Source organism: Streptomyces sp. HUAS TT11, assembly GCF_051553595.1.
Taxonomy (GTDB): domain Bacteria; phylum Actinomycetota; class Actinomycetes; order Streptomycetales; family Streptomycetaceae; genus Streptomyces.
Window position 1 is genome coordinate 204,298 of record NZ_CP196185.1, and the last position, 16,876, is coordinate 221,173.

Below are 16,876 nucleotides of genomic sequence, written 5' to 3' on the forward strand. Positions count from 1 at the left end.
GCCGGGGCCGCGGGACCGGTTGGGAACCGGACGGCGGCCCCGGCGCCCGGGGATGCGGTTCAGCAGGGCGTTAGCGGGAGAAGTCCCCCAGTTCTGTGCGGAGCGATTCCAGCATGGGCACGAACTGCTCTTCGTGCCGGGCGGCCAAGTCCTGCTGGGCGTCCCGGACGGCGGAGACGATCATGTCGGCCAGACCCTGTGCGTTGCCCGGGTCGGCCACGACAGGGGAGATCACCAGGTCCTGGAGTACGCCCTTGCCGTCGAGGGTCGCCTTCACCGCGCCGCCGCCCGCCGTGCCCTGCACGGTCAGCGCGCGGAACTCCTCCTGGGCGCGGGTCAGGTCCTGCTGGATCCGGCGGGTGCTGTCCAGCAGCTTCCGGATGCCGAGGCCGTCGTCAAGGTCCATGTCTGCATTCCGATCGTGTGGGGGGCGTGCCGTTCGGGGAGCGTCGCCCTTCGAGCTCATGCGCACGTGGGGGCGGAAGAGAAGCCGGTGTTACCGGGGCGACGCTGCGGGCGCCGGCATCCGCTGACCCTCCGCTGCGCGACCCGGCCACGCTCAGCGCTTGCTCCACTTCTGGTTGTCGGTGCCGTAGCAGGTCCACAGCTGGAGCTTGGTGCCGTTAGCGGTGCGTTTGTCGACGACATCGACGCACTTGCCGATCGCGCTGTTGACCAGGTCGTGTGACTTGTTCAGGATGAACTTCTGGGCCCAGCCGCCGTTGCACCTGGCGAGCTGGATGGGCGTGCCGTCGTTCTGGGAGGCTCCGGCGACGTCGATGCACAGGCCGAACATCCGGGCGGTGCCGTCGGAACGGAAGTCGATCTTCTGCCATGATCCGCCGCCACAGTCCCGGATCTCGAGGCGCGTGCCGTCGACGGCCTTGCTGTTCTGGGCGCCCGTGGCGGCGATGCAGCGGCCGCTGGCGTGATTGAATACCAAAACACCTGGGTACGTGACGGTTTGCACGTTCTGTGTACCGCTGTTCGACCGTTCGTTGGTCGAGCCGCCGGACCCCGACACGGACGCGGACCCCGACACGGACGTGGAGCCGGGCGTGGAGCCGGTGTTCGTACCAGCGGCTGGCGACGCGATCGGCGTGTTGCCGGATTCGCCGCTTTCGCCGGTGACCTTGGTGCCGCTTCCGCCGTTCGGCGCACCGGCGCCGGGGCGGGCGGCATTGACAACGCCCTCGTGACCCGGTGCGGACGAGCCGCTTCGCGGGGCGGCCACCGCAGAGGAGCCAGACGACGTCGGGGACAGCGAAGCGGACGCAACGGTCTTCTCCTTGTCGCCGGAGCCGGCGGGGAGTTTCGCGATCGCAAAGACGACCAGGACCGCGACGGTGGTGAGCGCGGCCGCGGCGGCTATCCACGTCCACGATCGGGGCCGCGGACCGCCGTCCCGGCGCAGCTGCGTGCGCCGGGTGAACGCGTCGGCGAAGCGCGAGGAGGCTCCGTCCAGCAGCGCTGGGTCCTGCGGCTTGGGTTGGGGCGGCACAGCGTCTCCTATGAGTTCGGAAACCATGGGACGGGCATGGGATGTACGTCAGGCAACCGTCGAAGCGCGGCTTGACATATCGGTGGCCAGAAGGCGGACACAACGTAGCAGTCATTTTAGGAGTCAAGCTTTGCCTGTATTTTAGGAGTCAGGCTTTGCCGGGCCGCACGGGGATACCTCTTGCACGCCGGACAGGCGCTGCGGGCACGGCAGGCACCCATGCCTGGCGGAACGGCAGGCGCGGGCGGTCGCCGTTACGCGGCGCAGATCCGGTGATCTGCCCCGCCGACCACGAGCCGTTCGGCATGGGGGCCGTCTTCCCGGACCGGGCCGGGCCGGTGCATCTACGATGTCATCGGCAGCCGTTCCGCCTCGATGCCCTGCGGGCTGACGCCGAGATCGGCCTGGGTGGGGTCCGGGCCTTCGGGTCCGACCCCCGCAGGTTGCGGTGCTTGCACCGATGTCATGGTGCCACAGTGCCCGCGAGGGCGAGGAGCCGCTGCATGTGCCGGGGCGGCATGGGACCGCCCGACGGCGGGCACCGGCGCACACACGACAGGCCCGGTTCCCGGGCCGGTGCGCACTGGACCGGCGCGGCGACGGGTGAAGTCGCGCGGTCCTTCGGCTAGATGATCGTCCAAGGGTTCGGGTCCATGAAAAGGACCAGGGCGTCCAAGCTCAGTGTGTGACGACCGAGATAGACACCCTCGCTACCGCACTCCACGTGCGTATCGATTCGATGACCTGCTGAAGGTTTCGCCTCATCTGGCCCCGTGGCGGCCCGCGGTGGGCATCGCTCCGCGGCTGTCGGATGCCGAGCTGATGACCCTGGCGGTAATGCAGGCTCAGCTCGGCTATGTCCCCGAGGCCCGCTGGCTGCGGCACGGTGCCGCCAGCGATCCCGGATGGCCCGGCTCGCTGTGGTCGTGCGGGTCCTGGTGGCGCCGTCCGAGGCGGCCGTGTGGTGCGCCCGCCATTGGCTGCGCAGTCGTGCAGGACAACTTCGCCAAAACGGCGGCCCGGCGATAGCAGCGGAATCGACAGCACCTCGATGGTGACCGAGTCGAGCCTCTGGCCTCCGCACGGCCTCGGCCTCGCTCTCCGGCGACTGCCGCGCCGCCGTCGAGAAGCGGTCAGTGGAAGGAGTCTGGGAGACAATCGAACTCAGCCAGTTCCCAACGCATCTTGCGAGTATGAGATCAACAGTCACGGTTCCGGACACCGGGGGCCGTTGGGAAACCATCACAGGCCAGGCGCGGGCTGTCGTGGTCGACGGTGCGCGGCAGGTGTACCGGGTCGCCGGTAAGGGCCCGGTCCGCCTAGGGCAGTCCGGAGGTCCGGGGGGGTACACGCGCAGCACCTGCGGACGCCTGGGCTTGAAGACATCTGGACCCGGTCGACACCGGCGGAGCCTACTTCGCCAACTATGAAAAAACTGTCGAACGTACGGGCGAGTTCACCGTCGCGGCCAGGCACGACCGGCCCACGGCCGACTGACACATAAGCGACCGGCTGGGCCCGATCTCCATGCCGGCACAAGCGTTCGTCGACTTCCGTCATTTCGTCTGCGCGCCCGCTTCGCCCACGACCTGCACATTGGCGTGCTGAACGCCCGACTGAGCGAACTCCCTGGCAGCGGCCACTTCCGGCATATAGGCAGCCGGACGGGTTCGCTACCGCCGTGCTGGGGTCGTACACGACTAAGAAAAGGGAAACCACGCGTGAACGCCACCGTCCCGCCCAGCCTGGCCGAACAGACCGAAATCAAGGCCTACACCGACTTCCTGACCAGCGCACCGGAAACTGTACGCGACACCCTGGGCATCGGCTCACTGGAGATCGGCCCCGCACTCGCCCTGGCGATCCGCGAGTACCCCACCCACTTCTTCAACCGGGCTGGCGGATTCGACACCAGTGAGACCGTCACCGCAGACACCCTGGAACAGATCATCGCGTTTTACCGCAAACAGGGTGTCTCTCGAGGGTCGTTCATGATTGCACCGCCGATGCTGCCCACGGACTGGGCCTCCATTGCCGCCCGCCTGGGGCTAAGTACCGGCCACAGCCATGTCAAACTCGGCTGCGACACCGAAACCCTCCTGACCGCCGTCGACGGCATCGCTGCTCTCGACCCCCGCTGGCACATTGGCCTCATCGAACCCCACCAGGCCCGCGAATGGGCCACCGTCATGATGACCGCCTACGGCTTCACCGGACCCGGCATGATCGACGCCGCCTCCTGCGTCGGCAAACCGAACTGGCGTCAGTATGCCGTCTGGGACAGCGAACAGATGATCGCCGTCGGAAGCATCTACATCAACGGAGAATGCGCCCACATGTTCGGTGCAGCAACCCTCCCCGCTTACCGCGGCCGCGGCGCCCATACCGCACTCCTCTCCATCCGCGCCTGGGCAGTCAAAGCAGCCGGCTGCCGATGGCTCGTCGCCGAAACCGGAGACGAAACCCTCGGCACCCGCAGCACCTCCCTCCATAACCTGCTCGGCGCCGGCTTCCAACCCCTCTACGAACGAACCACCTGGACCTGGCGCAAATAAGGCCACCAGCACTCAGCCCGCGCCCGGGTCGCGGTCCCGTGCCGGAGGCACGGGAGGCACCGCACGGCGTCGGCGGAACTCCGTGCTTCCAGTGCAGCGGTTGACGTGTACGGCGCAGTCGTAAAAGTCCCTAAAACAGCGGTGGCGATCACTTCCTCATGCCCGGGGCGATATCTGGTGATGAGCCGGCCGTACTCCGTCTCAGTCCGAACGCATTTGCACATAAGTGGCAGATCTCACACAACTCCGCTCGCGTGGGCAGGAGGTGCCGACCGCAGGAGGCCAGTGCGTGAGAATGCCCGTCGCGCCCGCACATGAATCGGAAGGAGAAGCTGCCTGCGCGCTGGATCCTGACCGTGGAGTTCGCCATTGCCGCTCTGCGTTGCGGACCACGACCATGCACCCGGCGTACGGTCAACCGGATGGCTTGGCGTGTCTATTTGAGTCCTTCACCGGCCCCTCATCTTCCGCCAGCTGATAGCTGGGACTCGCTCTCGACCAGAAGGTTGCGATCAAATCATGTTGCTGAATGAACTTCGCACCCTGCTGAATCGTCATGCCCGTGTTGGGGGAACTACTGCAATCGAGGGCGTGCTGATCAGCAAGGCGGAAGGGGCTGACGCGCCATCGGCGGCGATGACCGAAACGTGCATGACCCTGGTCGCGCAGGGCGCCAAGCGTGTCGCCCTGGGCAAGTGCGTATACGAGTGCCGCGCCGGGCAGTATCTCGTCGCTTCGGGCGGCCTGCCCGTCATCAGCCGCTTCACGGAGGGCGCCCCCGACCGCCCTGCCCTGGGTTTCGGCCTGTTGCTTCAGCCCTCGGCCATCGCAGACTTGCTGATACAGGCGGCTCCAGGCACCGTTCCGAACGGTCACGCCGCACCATCCACCCTGACCGTCAGCGACGCGTCCGGCGAACTCCTCGACGCCGTCGTACGACTGCTACGCCTGCTCGACCGGCCCCAGGACATGGACATACTCGTACCGCTCAACAAGCGGGAAATCCTATGGCGGTTGATCACGAGCGAGCAGGGCGCAGCGGTCCGCCAGATCGGTCTCGCCGACAGCAAGCTCTCCCACGTCACGAAAGCCGTGCAGTGGATCCGGGAGAACTATAGGGCTTCCTTCCGAGTGGAGGACGTAGCGGAACTCATAGGTATGAGCCCTTCCACTCTGTTCCGTAATTTTCAGGCCGTTACCGGGATGAGTCCCATTCAGTTCCAGAAGAGGTTACGACTCCATGAGGCCCGGATCCTGCTGGCATCCCACCCCAAAGACATCGCGCATATTGGCCGACACGTCGGCTATGAAAGCCCGTCCCAGTTCAGCCGGGAATACCGGCGTCAGTTCGGTGTACCGCCGAGCCGGGACACCTTTGGCCGGGCAGTGAACAGGGCGGTCCGGCTTATTTCTCACGAGTAAAAGGCGCGTTTAAGAAATGCTGCGCGGGCCCTACTGAGGCACAGCGGGGTGCAGCAGCCGGCGGTAGAGAAAATCGCTCCTTAACCCGCGCGTGAATCCGGCGATATCGGTATCCGCCCTCTTACCGCGAGCGGCCTGAAGGCGCCTCAGGCGTGCGGTGTCGCCACAGCGGCGCGAATGGGAAGGTGGCCGTCGCGCAGTCGGCGTCCACTGCGTCCGTTGTTCACCGCGACGATCTCGGCGAGGATGGACAGGGCGCTCTCCGCGAGTGAGGTCCCGCCGAGATCGAGGCCCGTGGGGCCGTGGAGGCGTACCAGGTCCGGAAGGTCCGCCAGGCGTCGTAGCCGTTGAGTGTGGGTGGCCCTGCTGCCCAGCGCGCCGATGTATCCGGCGGGACCGGCCAGGGCGGCGCGGATCGCGCGGTCGTCGATGCGCGGGTCGTGGCTGAGCGTAACGAGCGCGTCATCAGCGTGGAGCGGATGGTGGGCGATCCACTCGTCGGGCCAGGCGCACACGAGTGTGACGCTGTCCGGGAAGGCCCCGGAGATGACGTGGCCGGGCCGGGGATCGAGGACGACGACACCGCGGTGCAGTGAGCCGGCCAGAGTAGCCAGAGTTGCCGCGAGGTCCGTGGCACCGATCAGTAGCAGCCGTGGCCGCTTCGTCAGCTCTTCCGTGAAGGTAGTTTCGTCCTGCGGCAGTTGGCCGATGGTAGCGGCCACCGACCAGGGGTAGGGCGGCCGCAGATCGACCTGTATCGCGAGCGGGCGATCCTCGGCTAAGGCCGTGGTGATCGCGGAGTGAATCGGCTCCGGCGGTGCGGGAGCGATTTGTATCCGCAGTTCGCCGGCGCAGGCCGGTACCTCCTCCCAAGGCAGCAGGTGTTCCCCAGGAGTCACGACCGTCACATGGGGTGGCGCCCCCGCCAGTACCTCGCGAGCTGCCTCAAGGACGATGCCCTCGACGCAGCCCCCCGACAGAGAGCCGCGCCAGGTTCCATCTCCGGCCACGGCCATGGTCGCGCCGAGTGGTCGTGACCCGGGCCCGTCGCGGTCCACGAGACGGGCCAGTACGACCGGCTGGCCCGCACGGTGGTGGGTATCGACGTAGGGCCAGACTTCACGCAGCATCCGAGCATCCTGTCCTGGCGGTGCCGACGGGGAAGTTACTACTGCGGATCCGGCGGGTGGGCGGCTCGGGAGTCCCGCCAGCCAATAACACCCGTGCGGGCGGTGCAAGCAGTGGCACCCGCACGGGTGCGCGCCTTCGATGCGGCGAGGTCACGGCTGAGGGTGCTCTTCCAATACGCGGTCGAGGCGGAGCGGGAGGGCCCGCTGGCGGACCCCTGTGGCGTGCCATACCGCGTTGGCAATCGCGGCTGCGGTGCCGACGGTGCCGATCTCCCCCACACCCTTGATGCCTGAGGGGTCACCGGGTTCGTAGTCGGGTATGAAGTCGGCTTCGATGTTCGGAATGTCGGCGTGTGCGGCGATGTGGTAGCCGGCAAAGTCCGCGTTGATGTGCCTACCGGTGACGGGATCACGGACGCCTTCCTCGTGCAGGGCCATCGACAGCCCCATGACCATTCCGCCGACGAGCTGGCTGCGTGCGAGGAGCGGGTTAATCACACGTCCTACGGCGAACATGCCCAGCAGCCGCCGTACGCGTACCTCGCCGGTCGCGGGATCGACGGCCACCTCGCTGAACAGGGCGCTGTAGGAATGGCGCTCCATCAGGGCCAGTTTGCCAAGCGACTCGGTGGTGTCGGCGGAGACCGTCAGCGGCAGTGCGGCGTCCTCCAACTGGGAACGCAGCTTCGCAGCGACCTCGGTGATCGCCCACGACCATGACGCCGTCCCCCGGGACCCGCCAGCGCTCCATGCGGGGCCAAGGTCGCTGTCCGCAATCTGGATCCGTATCCTCGCGGTCTCGACGCGCAGCGCGTCAGCGGCCACCGCGGTCAGCGCGGTCCGCGCGCCGGTGCCAATGTCGGAGGCGCCGACCCCCACGGTGAAGGTCCCGTCCGTCTCGGCTGTAATGGACGCCGAGGAGGGCAGCGCCCCTCCCGCAAAGGAAGTGACTGCCACTCCCGTGCCGACGAGCAAATTTCCCTCCCTCCGCATCCGGGGGCGGTGGTCCCGTGTGGCCCAGCCGAACCTGCGGGCTCCCTCCTGCAGACAGGGCATGAGGTTACGGCTGCTGAAGCGAAGACCCGATACGGGGCCGACAGTTGGCTCATTTCGCAGCCGCAGTTCGACCGGGTCCATGCCCAGGCGCTCCGCCAGTTCGTCCATGGCAGACTCCAGTGCGAACGAACCCGGCGCTGCGCCCGGCCCGCGCACCGAGTACGGGGGCAGGATGTCCAGCGGGACTGCGAGGCGCCGGGTGCGGATCGCCGGTGCCGCGTACAGGGTGTGGGAGAGTTCGGTGCAGTTCTCCAGGTAGTCGGCGAGTGGGGAGATCTCGAAGGCGGCCGTATGCTCGATGGCCCGCAGCCGGCCGCCGAAATCGGCCCCGAGCCGGACCCGCTGGTCGGTCGCCGGCCGTGCCGAGATTGCCTGGAACACCTGGCTCCGGGTGAGCGTGACCCGTACGGGACGGCCAAGGACCATGGTGGCCATCACCGCCAGGACCAGCTGGGGACCACACCCTCCCGACTTGGACCCGAAGCCGCCGCCGACGTGCTGGGACCGCACGCGCACCTGCTTCGGGTCCAGGAAGAACAGCTTGGCCACCGTCATCGCGACCAGAAACGGCCCCTGATTAGAGTCGATGATCTGAAGGCGTTCGTCCTCCCACCAGGCGGTTGCGGAGTGCGGCTCCATGGCCGCGCCGTGTTCCTCGGGTGTCCGGTACCGTTCGTCGACGACCACCTCGCTCGCGGCCAGTTCCGCGTCCACGTCACCGACGTTCGCGTCCTCGCCGAAAAACGGCGTCGCCGGGCGAGCAGCGGGATGCTCAAGGGAGAAGTCGGCGTCGTGCGGTTCCCGCTCGTAGGTCACCTTCACTTGCGCGGCCGCCGACCGTGCTTGCTCCATCGTCTCGGCCATCACGAGGGCGATCGGCCTGCCAGAGTGAGGGATGTCGTCATTCTGCAGCAGGTGCATCCCGCCGTCGGGGCCGAAGAACGATCCGGCCTCAAGGTTGAGGCGAGGCGCGTTGCGGTGGTCGAGGACACCCAGCACGCCCGGCATGCCCAGAGCGGCGGAGACATCCATGTCGTGAATGCGTCCCCGGGCCACGGTGGAGGTGACCACATAGCCGAACGCGAGATTCTGTATTGGCTCGTCACCCGCGTAGCGGACGGCGCCGGTGACCTTAGCTGGCCCCTCGATGCGAGTCAGCGCGGATCCCACAACGGACATGGGCGGACTCTCCGGGACTGTGGACGGTGAGGAGGTGCTATGTCGAGTGGCTTCCTTCGCGTTCGCAGACACGTCGGCGGGGAGCGCATTCACGCGTGGGATCTCCTTGGGTAGCTCATCGGGTGAGTAGTGGGGCAGAGGCGAATACCATCGATCCCGGTGTGGGCGGAAAGGAGTCGACGGACCACGGCCTGGTGGGCACGGTGCTCCAGCGGTGACGACCCACATTCCGGTCCCCGGCCGGTCCCGGCTGCCGATTACCGAGGGGCTCCTCCGGGATGACCGGTCGCCTCTCCTCCGTGTGAACAACGCTGACGGGCCCCGGCTCACGGCAGGAGGACGCCGTGGGTCCCTCTGCTGTCGAGTAGTGCGGCATGGCGGAGACGTAGAAGCCAGTGACTCCCGACCCACATGCCCAGCGCGTCCCATGGGCGACGAGAGACCACTGGCTCCTTTTTTCAGGCGTACCGGCGCCGTTTCCCTGGCCCGTGCGGCGCCGGAAGGCACCTTCCTCTCCGCATCCGGCTGGTGGCGCTGAGCCGTCTCGGGCGAGACCGTCCGTGGAGTTACACGGTTTGCTCGACGAGCCCGGTCAGGACGGTCTCGGCGAGATTGCGGGCCAGTGCCACCTTGTAGCGGTTGTGCTCCAGCGGGCGCGCGGCGGACAATTCCGCATCAACCGCGGCCCGGAACATGCTGGCGGTGGCCGGCTGGTCTTGCAGGACGGCCTCGGCCGTCAGTGCGCGCCAGGGCCGCGATGCGACACCTCCGAAGGCGATCCGTACGCTGTCCACCGATCCCTCACGGACGTCCAGAGCTGCCGCCACGGATACATTGGCGAAGGCATAGGACGCGCGTTCACGGACCTTGCGGTAACGCGACCGCGGTGACTCGGCGGAGGTCGGCAGGGTCACACCGGTGATCAGGGCTCCCGGTGGCAGCAGCGTCTCCCGCTGCGGCGTGTCACCGACGGGGGGGTAGAACTCCGACAGCGCGATGTCGTGGGTCCCGCCGAGTGTTTCGTAGTGCACCACCGCGTCAAACGCGGCCAGAGGTACCGCCATGTCTGAAGGATTCGTCGCCATACAGTGGTCGGACCATTCGAGGATCGCGTGGTTGTGATGCTCTCCCGTGACCGCGGCGCATCCACTGCCGGGAGCCCGCTTGTTGCAGGGCTCCGAGCGGTCCGCGAAATAATTGCACCGGGTACGCTGCAGCAGGTTGCCGCCTACGGTGGCCATGTTACGCAGCTGCCCCGAGGCTCCCGCCAGAATCGCCTGGCTCAGCGCCGGATACCGGCTGCGTACCTCCGCGTGGGCCGCGACATCGCTGTTGGTCGTCGTGGCACCAATGAAGAGCCCACCGTCGTGCGTCTCGTGTATGCCCTGCAGTGGCAGATGACGCACATCCACCAGGCGGGAGGGGCCCTCAAGTTCGCTCTTCATCAGATCGACGAGGTTCGTGCCACCGGCCAAGTACTGGGCGCGGTCGTTCTGGGACATCAGGGTGAGAGCATCCCGGACTTGTGTGGGCCGGTCGTAGATGAACTGCTTCACTTGGCAACCTCCGCACGGACCGCTGTTTCGAGCACGGCGCGTACGATCGAGGAATAAGCGCCACAGCGGCAGAGGTTGCCACTCATCCGCTCGCGGACTTCTTCGGTGTCCAGTGCGGGGTTGTCGGCGGAGACATCGGCGGTGGCCGCGCTGGGCCAGCCCGCCGCGTGTTCGGCCAGCATTCCGACTGCCGAGCAGAGCTGGCCGGGGGTGCAGTATCCGCACTGGAAACCGTCGAGCCGTACGAAGGCCTCCTGAAGTGGGTGCAACTGGCCGTCCGTGGCGAGGCCTTCCACCGTGGTGACCTCAGCGCCTTCGGCAGCGACCGCCAGAGTCAGACAAGAAACCGTGCGCCGGCCGTCGAGCAGGACAGTGCAGGCGCCGCACTGTCCCTGATCGCAACCTTTTTTCGTTCCCGTGTGGCCAGTCTGTTCGCGCAGCGCGTCGAGCAGTGTCCTGCGGTTGTCGACGGTCAGTTGGTACGTTAGACCGTTGACGTGAAGCGTTAGTTCGCTGTGGGTGTCCTGCACCTTTTTCCTCTCGCTTGCCCGTCAAGGATCGCCGCACATCGCACGGACACAGAAGATCTCTACAGCGCTTATCCCGCGCCAGACCTGCTGGGGCGCCTGCAATTCAACCGGGTGGGTGAGAAGAAATGTTGCACATGAACGGCGAGATCTTGCATATTTCTACCCCGTCCCAGGGCGCTACCTGTTGCCAAGTGCGGTTCCGCTCAACGTCGTGGCGGGTGGGTGCATCGGCTGCCCCTGTCTACCCCCTGACGACGTGTCGTAACTTTCTTCAATGGCGTCGAAACCGGGGCATGATCTGGGCTCCGGGACAAGTCCGGGGGGAAGCCTGCCGACTGCCCGGACGGCGTCCGGCATGGAGGCGGCGCCAGCTTGGCCCGGGCTCTTGCACGGAACGTGGGAACCCCTCGACCCGTGTCACCGTCCGATTGGGGTGGTGGCGAGAGGGAGAACCGCAGGCGGACAATACCGTGAGGGGCCGAGTACCGATGCGGGGTACGGGGTCGGACCCGTAGTACTGATGAAGCCCGGTAACGCCGGTTGAGCGAAGGGGGCGGGTCGTCCGGGTCTGTTTGGCGGTCGACCGGAGTCCCCGGGATGAGCCGGACGAGGGGAACCAAGTCGTTTGAGATCTCGAAACACCTGGTGTTCGAGGCGTGTTTGAGGGTCAAGGCCAACAAGGATGCGGCGGGGCAGGCCGCCTCGTTGACTGGGCCAGGCAGAAGCTCCGCCTCACCCTGGAGATCGTCAAGCGCAGCGACGACATGTGCGGTTTCGTCGTACTGCCCCGACGCTGATGCGTGGAGCGCACCCTGGGCTGGCTGATGCGCTCCGGCGCCTGGCCCGCGACTACGAGACCCGGCCGGCCACCAGCGAAGCCGCCGTGCAGTGGTCGATGGCCATGCTCATGGGACGCCGCCTCGCCCGCCGCCGCACTTGATCACTCACCTTCGGGCATCGGAGGGTGAACAGGCCCGGCCGGTCCTCAACCAGCCAGCCTCGTGCGACCAGCCGCTTCGCCTTGACCCGCACACCTTCGACCTTCGCGAACACCAACTCCAGGCCCAACTGAGCAGCCAGGTCCTTCGCCCGCAGCCCCTCCCCTCAGCTGTCGGCCTCCAGTACGCCCAGCAGCCGCCGGTACTCCGGCGCGAGCACCTGAGCCGTGCCCCCTCGCAACCACTCGGGAACCACCGACCCGGCCACGGGCACCTTCACCGGGCTCGGAACCGATGCCGGCCGGACCGGCTCCTGCGGCACAGCATCCGCGGCCAGGGCCTCGGCCAGTTCCGCGAGCGCGGCGACCCGCCGCTCGAGTACGGCTTCCGCCTCCGCCAGCTCGGACAGAACCCGGTCCGCCTCGGCGTGCATTTCCCCCACCCGCACCCGAGCAGCCGACGCCCGAACCTCCAACAGCCCCATCACCGACGGAACCTGCATACCTCCCCGACGAAACAACACGACGTATCGTCCCTGCCGCAGAACCGTCGACATCATGCCTGAGCAGCGAAAAAGCAGCGATCCACATTCAGAAAGACAACAGCTTCTAAGAGAGAGGCCTCTACGCTTCCAGGGGATTGACAGGCCCTTGCACGACGGCAGCGTTGCTGACACGAGCCCTCCCCACCCAGATCAACCTGGAGATCCTCCCACGCACCCAGCGAACGTGACGGCACCGTCCCGGGTCCCAGACCGCCTCCGGAGATCTGGGACCCGGGAACGGCATGTGCGATCCCGGGCCCCGGTGCTCCGTTCGGGCGGTCGTTACAGGTAGGAGGCGAGCGGTACACCCATGTTGAGCGTGCAGAAGTTGGCCGCTTCGCGTCCGAGGCCAGCGAACTGCTCGGGCACGTGGATGAGATCGCCGTTTGGGCGGAGGTCGAGCGACGTGATCCTAGCGGACGTCGACTGTGGCGGAGGTACGTTCGTGAACGTCTCGCTCTTCCACTGGATGTCGCCGTTGACGTTCCACGCCCAGACGGGCTCCTGGCCTTCTTCCAGAACGAGGGAGCGTGAGCCGGGGCCGGCCTTCTTCAGGGATTGCTCCAGGTCTTCCACAGCAGACTCCGTCGGCTTGGGCCACTCGCGTTTGGCGAGCACGATGCGCTCCCGCAATCCGAGCGGTTTGCTTTTGCTTACGCTGTCGACCTCAGCCGGAGTGACCGGTTCGGCTCGCTGCCGGTAGCTTTCGGCCGCGGTTTCGGCCTGTTCGATCACCTGCAGTACCCGCTCCGCGCGGAACGTGTTCTTGGTGGTGCCGACGTAGGCACGGGCCCGTTGGATGACATCGTCAAGCGCCGCGGCACGCTGTGCGGAGTCCTGCCCAGCGGTCTTCCGGTACCTCTCCAGCAATCCGTCGAGCAGCGCCACATTCGACAGCGACCGCAGCCCGGACGACGAACCATCCATGGTGTACTCACGGAAAACATCCGGATCCAGCAGATCAACCGACAGCACATCGGGCAAGGAATCCGAGAGCCCGGGCGTGGCTATCGGAAAAAGTTGCCCCCTTGTAGCGGCACCATCATGGTGATCCACCGCAGTCGTTGCATCCTGCTGTGGGAAATTTTGTGCGTGCGTCAACCCTTCATGTGCCCCGTGCGCCAAGGTAGTTTCACGCCATCCCCCGGGCATGTTGAGGTGGTCCAGCTCTGTGAGAGCGGTGTGGTCGCGCAGGGCCTGCCAGAGGTTGTTGTCCTGGCGGGTGACGGAGAGGGCGTTAGCGTCCAGCGGCCCGGTGGGCTTGCCGAGGACGTCGTGCAGCAGCTGGTGCAGCTGCGGATCGTTGGTCTTGATCCAGTCGGCGCCGTTGTTGCGGTCCTGGCCGGTGGCGGCGTCGCGGCCGATGTTCGCGTTGAAGTACGCCACGACGCTTTGTGCGAAGTACTCGGCCGCGTTGGTCGAGGAATGGTTGCCGACCAGGTCGCCGGCGGAGTTGCGCAGAGGGCCGTCGACCCACTGCCTCTCCTGAGCCTCCGCGGAACGTTCGTCGAACGCCGCGACCACCTGTGCCCGCTGCTCTTCGGTGAGGCCGAACACGTAGACCATGTGAGCGAACTCGTGCAGCGGGGAGGAGTACCCCTCCGGATGCGTCCGCCCCACCGTGTCGTCCGCGTCCCCACCGAGCAGGTTCTCCTCACTGACAGCCACACGCCTGCGTTCGGCGTCGGTCCAGCCCCGCGCGGTGGCCGGGATGTCCTGCGCGGACATCGCCGTGCCGTTGTCCGCGGTGGTGACGTCAATGAACTCCACCACGCCCGTGAGCCGCTCGGTCCGCGGGATCACCACAACCCGCACATCACTTTCGGCCACACGGCGCCGCACGTCCTCGTCCTGCAGCAGTACCCCGATCAACCGCGCAGCCTCCGCACGAGCCGCGACCGGCCGCTCCACCGCGTCGGGCACGATGACCAGACCACGCGCAACCCTCATCGCGTCGGAACTGTTATCCACTCCCCTGAACCCGACCGACGCACCAAACCCGCTGCCATCAGCCATCAGGTGAGCCGCATCCGCCCCCGGCACCGGCTCACCCAGCGCGGCTCTCAAACCAAACTCATTGTGCACGAGAGGCTCTATGCGAAGCGGCTCAGGAATAACACGCCCCTGAGGGTCGAAGAACATTACCTGAACATCGCCGACGGAATTATCCCTGATCAGATCCCATTTCGACGGATCAACTCCGTACCAGCCAGACTGCGGATCAACAAAGTAGGGAAGCGCTCCCGGCTGGCCGCCCGCGTGAACCATATTGAACATATGGACCCACTGATACCCATGGCGGTTTGTCAGATACACCTGGACGATGGCGGAGTGGCCAAATTCAAGATCCCGTAGACGTGCGGCCGTGAGACCAAGCCCTCGATAGCCTGAATCTATCAGACTGAACACATCTCCGTAGTATGCTTCAACCTTACTCTGAGTGTCTCCCTCCGCTACATCATTCAGCTCAGCTGCGACTGTTGGAATCCCGCGAAGCGTGAGTTCGAAACTCAAAGCACACTCGACACAGTTGACCGATCTTCCTCCATTCAGGGAAGGATAACCGTTGATGCCCCGCAGCCACGTCCAGAACATAAAACGCTGCCGCGGATCTGCCGGGACACTGTTTCTCAGTCCCAGCTGCAATTGCAGATGGGCCGATGTTCCCAAGGAGCCTGACAGGTTATCTTGGAGCTGCCGCACTTCATCTAGAGATGATCGCTGTATTCGCTCAGGAGTGAAGTCACGCAGATTCCCCCTCCCATCGAAAACTAGAGAGAAGAGCTCCGCGTCATTTCCGGTCAGCTCCGTAATATTCTCGGCCATTGCTTGCCGCTGAGCATCCAAATACAACACATTCACGCCATCAAAGAAAGCATTGATCGCGCATGATTCATCTTGATCTGGCAAATCTAGCATAATGACCGCAGTCGCACCACGGCCCGCCAGGCGGAGTTTTTTATCGATCCGCGCAATGCCCTCGCTACTTGACCCTTCGTAGTTAAATCCTCCCCGACCGAGAACATAACCCAGGGAGTCCACATCTTGTACAGCATCCGGAATAAAATGACTAATATTGGATGTCGGATGGCCTTGAAGAGTGTTATGCACCGCATAAGCGGTCCGCGCAGCATTTTCCTCAAGAGACATCCGACTTCTCGGCGCTTCATATATAAGGTTGAACCAAGCAGGGTCTACCCGCGTCGGCCGCACTGGTTGACCGGCCTGATTCATTGGGAACCCCGCCAGCAAACCGGAACGGGAACCAGTACGTGCGCCTTGCGGCGTAGGGCGAGGTGCTCCGCCCGTCAACCCGGTCCGGGCCTGTGTCCCGAAATCTTCGCGCAGCTGCTCCGACAGGATCCAGGCGGGCTGCTCCGTCAAGGGCAGATCGGGGCGCGGATGGGTGTGCAGGCGTTCGGCGATGAGTGTGGCCATGTTGCCGTACAGTCCGGCGTACTCAGCCGCTTGCGGCCCAGCATCCCCACGGATGACCGGTGGGCTTTGGTGGCGCGACGCCATGATGGTCGCGGCCTGCTCCAGCAGCCTGTTTACTGTCTCCTCGGCGAGCTTGCCTAGGATCCTCTCCGCCCGGGCGAAGTCTCCCGCCCATGCCTCCAGGACCGCAGCGTCCACCACGGGATACCCGGGTTCCCGGCCGCTGCGCGGTCCGCTCCCCAACCACTGTGCGTCTCCTCGGTAGATGGGCACCGACCAGGGGAGCATCTCCAGGGTACGATCGGCGTTGAACGCCGACACGTCCGAAGTGAGGTCCCGCGAGTCTCCCTGCGGCAGCAGAGCCACCTGGTCCGCGGTCGCTTGTTGTGTGAAGTGGGCGGCCAACGCGGCCAGCCGGTCCAGCGGATCGGACAACTGCTTCACCTCTCTGGCGACAATCGGATCCACGGCGAAGCAGATCTTGAAGGAGTCGGGCATTTCGGACATCCTTGGGTGGAGAGGCTGGTCGGGCTTGGACGCACCCTATGCGCTCGCCGTGACCCGACAAGGGCGAGGTGGGGAGCCGGAGTGTTCGGACACCATCGCCTGGGATCTGGGCCTCGCGGCGGCGCTCGGTCGAGGGCGGTTCGCGCGTGAGCGGGCCGCGCTGGCCCTTTTGCCTCTCGCTCTGTACTACCGCGCCGAGGCAGCCGAACTCCTCTCGACGAGAAGGAGGAGATCATCCCGTGATCGACCGGCTGACCAGCTTCTACGGCTTCACGAAAATGCCGTCGGCAAGGAACTCGCCCCGGGCGCACTGCACCGCCACCAGGCACACGCTCAGCCATCGGGGAGTGTCTGACTTGTTGAATCGACCGCAGGCGCTCGGTCTGCAGCCGTAGCGTCCAGGGTGCCGGTCGGCACGGGCTCGTGTAGTGTCTTGCCGCCCTGCGGGCTGGCTCATGATTAGCGTGCCGCCGCCGTCCGGCACCCGCGCGGTGTGGCTCGACAGAGGCATGAATGTGTG

General features: G+C 65.9%; 12 protein-coding genes and 1 pseudogene. 4 read left to right on the plus strand and 9 right to left on the minus strand.

Features of this window, described 5'->3' with window-relative positions; genetic code table 11:
• Positions 1–70: 70 nt before the first annotated feature.
• The 3 genes from ACSHXN_RS44585 to ACSHXN_RS44595 all read right to left on the minus strand — a co-directional run bounded on the left by ACSHXN_RS44585 (position 71) and on the right by ACSHXN_RS44595 (position 1,968).
• Positions 71–406: a YbaB/EbfC family nucleoid-associated protein gene (locus ACSHXN_RS44585; RefSeq protein WP_438306687.1), complete on the minus strand. Its 336-nt coding sequence runs from the start codon at positions 404–406 to the stop codon at positions 71–73.
• 153 nt (positions 407–559) lie between these two features.
• A complete protein-coding gene (locus tag ACSHXN_RS44590) occupies positions 560–1,501 on the minus strand; it encodes a ricin-type beta-trefoil lectin domain protein (protein ID WP_438306688.1) in 942 nt (313 codons plus the stop codon).
• Between the two features lie 344 nt (positions 1,502–1,845).
• Entirely contained in the window at positions 1,846–1,968 is a 123-nt protein-coding gene (locus tag ACSHXN_RS44595; RefSeq protein WP_438306689.1) for a hypothetical protein, read from the minus strand.
• A gap of 218 nt (positions 1,969–2,186) precedes the next feature.
• Between ACSHXN_RS44595 and ACSHXN_RS44600 the strand changes: the two are divergent.
• The 3 genes and pseudogenes from ACSHXN_RS44600 to ACSHXN_RS44610 all read left to right on the plus strand — a co-directional run.
• A pseudogene (locus ACSHXN_RS44600) lies at positions 2,187–2,395 on the plus strand (IS982 family transposase); the annotation flags it as partial.
• Between the two features lie 827 nt (positions 2,396–3,222).
• The gene (locus tag ACSHXN_RS44605) at positions 3,223–4,056 is read left to right on the plus strand and encodes a GNAT family N-acetyltransferase (protein ID WP_438306690.1); all 834 of its coding nucleotides are present in this window, start codon (positions 3,223–3,225) and stop codon (positions 4,054–4,056) included.
• Positions 4,057–4,575: 519 nt separating this feature from the next.
• Positions 4,576–5,478 carry an AraC family transcriptional regulator gene (locus tag ACSHXN_RS44610; protein ID WP_438306691.1) on the plus strand — a complete coding sequence of 301 codons (903 nt, stop codon included), beginning with the start codon at positions 4,576–4,578 and terminating at the stop codon, positions 5,476–5,478.
• Positions 5,479–5,624: 146 nt separating this feature from the next.
• On the opposite strand, the gene ACSHXN_RS44615 is transcribed toward ACSHXN_RS44610, so the two are convergent.
• The 4 genes from ACSHXN_RS44615 to ACSHXN_RS44630 all read right to left on the minus strand — a co-directional run bounded on the left by ACSHXN_RS44615 (position 5,625) and on the right by ACSHXN_RS44630 (position 10,929).
• Complete coding sequence (locus tag ACSHXN_RS44615; RefSeq protein WP_438306692.1) at positions 5,625–6,608, minus strand: XdhC family protein; 984 nt, start codon at positions 6,606–6,608, stop codon at positions 5,625–5,627.
• A 150-nt stretch (positions 6,609–6,758) separates the two neighbouring features.
• Positions 6,759–8,843 carry a xanthine dehydrogenase family protein molybdopterin-binding subunit gene (locus ACSHXN_RS44620; RefSeq protein WP_438306693.1) on the minus strand — a complete coding sequence of 695 codons (2,085 nt, stop codon included), beginning with the start codon at positions 8,841–8,843 and terminating at the stop codon, positions 6,759–6,761.
• Positions 8,844–9,409: 566 nt separating this feature from the next.
• Positions 9,410–10,399 carry an FAD binding domain-containing protein gene (locus ACSHXN_RS44625; protein WP_438306694.1) on the minus strand — a complete coding sequence of 330 codons (990 nt, stop codon included), beginning with the start codon at positions 10,397–10,399 and terminating at the stop codon, positions 9,410–9,412.
• The gene (locus ACSHXN_RS44630) at positions 10,396–10,929 is read right to left on the minus strand and encodes a (2Fe-2S)-binding protein (protein ID WP_438306695.1); all 534 of its coding nucleotides are present in this window, start codon (positions 10,927–10,929) and stop codon (positions 10,396–10,398) included. Before ACSHXN_RS44630 ends, ACSHXN_RS44625 begins: the two co-directional genes overlap by 4 nt.
• A gap of 796 nt (positions 10,930–11,725) precedes the next feature.
• Between ACSHXN_RS44630 and ACSHXN_RS44635 the strand changes: the two genes are divergently transcribed.
• Positions 11,726–11,869, plus strand: a complete 144-nt coding sequence (locus tag ACSHXN_RS44635) for a hypothetical protein (protein ID WP_438306696.1) — start codon at positions 11,726–11,728, stop codon at positions 11,867–11,869.
• Between the two features lie 164 nt (positions 11,870–12,033).
• On the opposite strand, the gene ACSHXN_RS44640 is transcribed toward ACSHXN_RS44635, so the two are convergent.
• Together ACSHXN_RS44640 and ACSHXN_RS44645 are read right to left on the minus strand one after the other, a co-directional pair.
• The gene (locus tag ACSHXN_RS44640; protein ID WP_438306697.1) at positions 12,034–12,300 is read right to left on the minus strand and encodes a hypothetical protein; all 267 of its coding nucleotides are present in this window, start codon (positions 12,298–12,300) and stop codon (positions 12,034–12,036) included.
• Between the two features lie 393 nt (positions 12,301–12,693).
• The gene (locus tag ACSHXN_RS44645) at positions 12,694–16,347 is read right to left on the minus strand and encodes a toxin glutamine deamidase domain-containing protein (RefSeq protein WP_438306698.1); all 3,654 of its coding nucleotides are present in this window, start codon (positions 16,345–16,347) and stop codon (positions 12,694–12,696) included.
• Between the last annotated feature and the right edge of the window lie 529 nt (positions 16,348–16,876).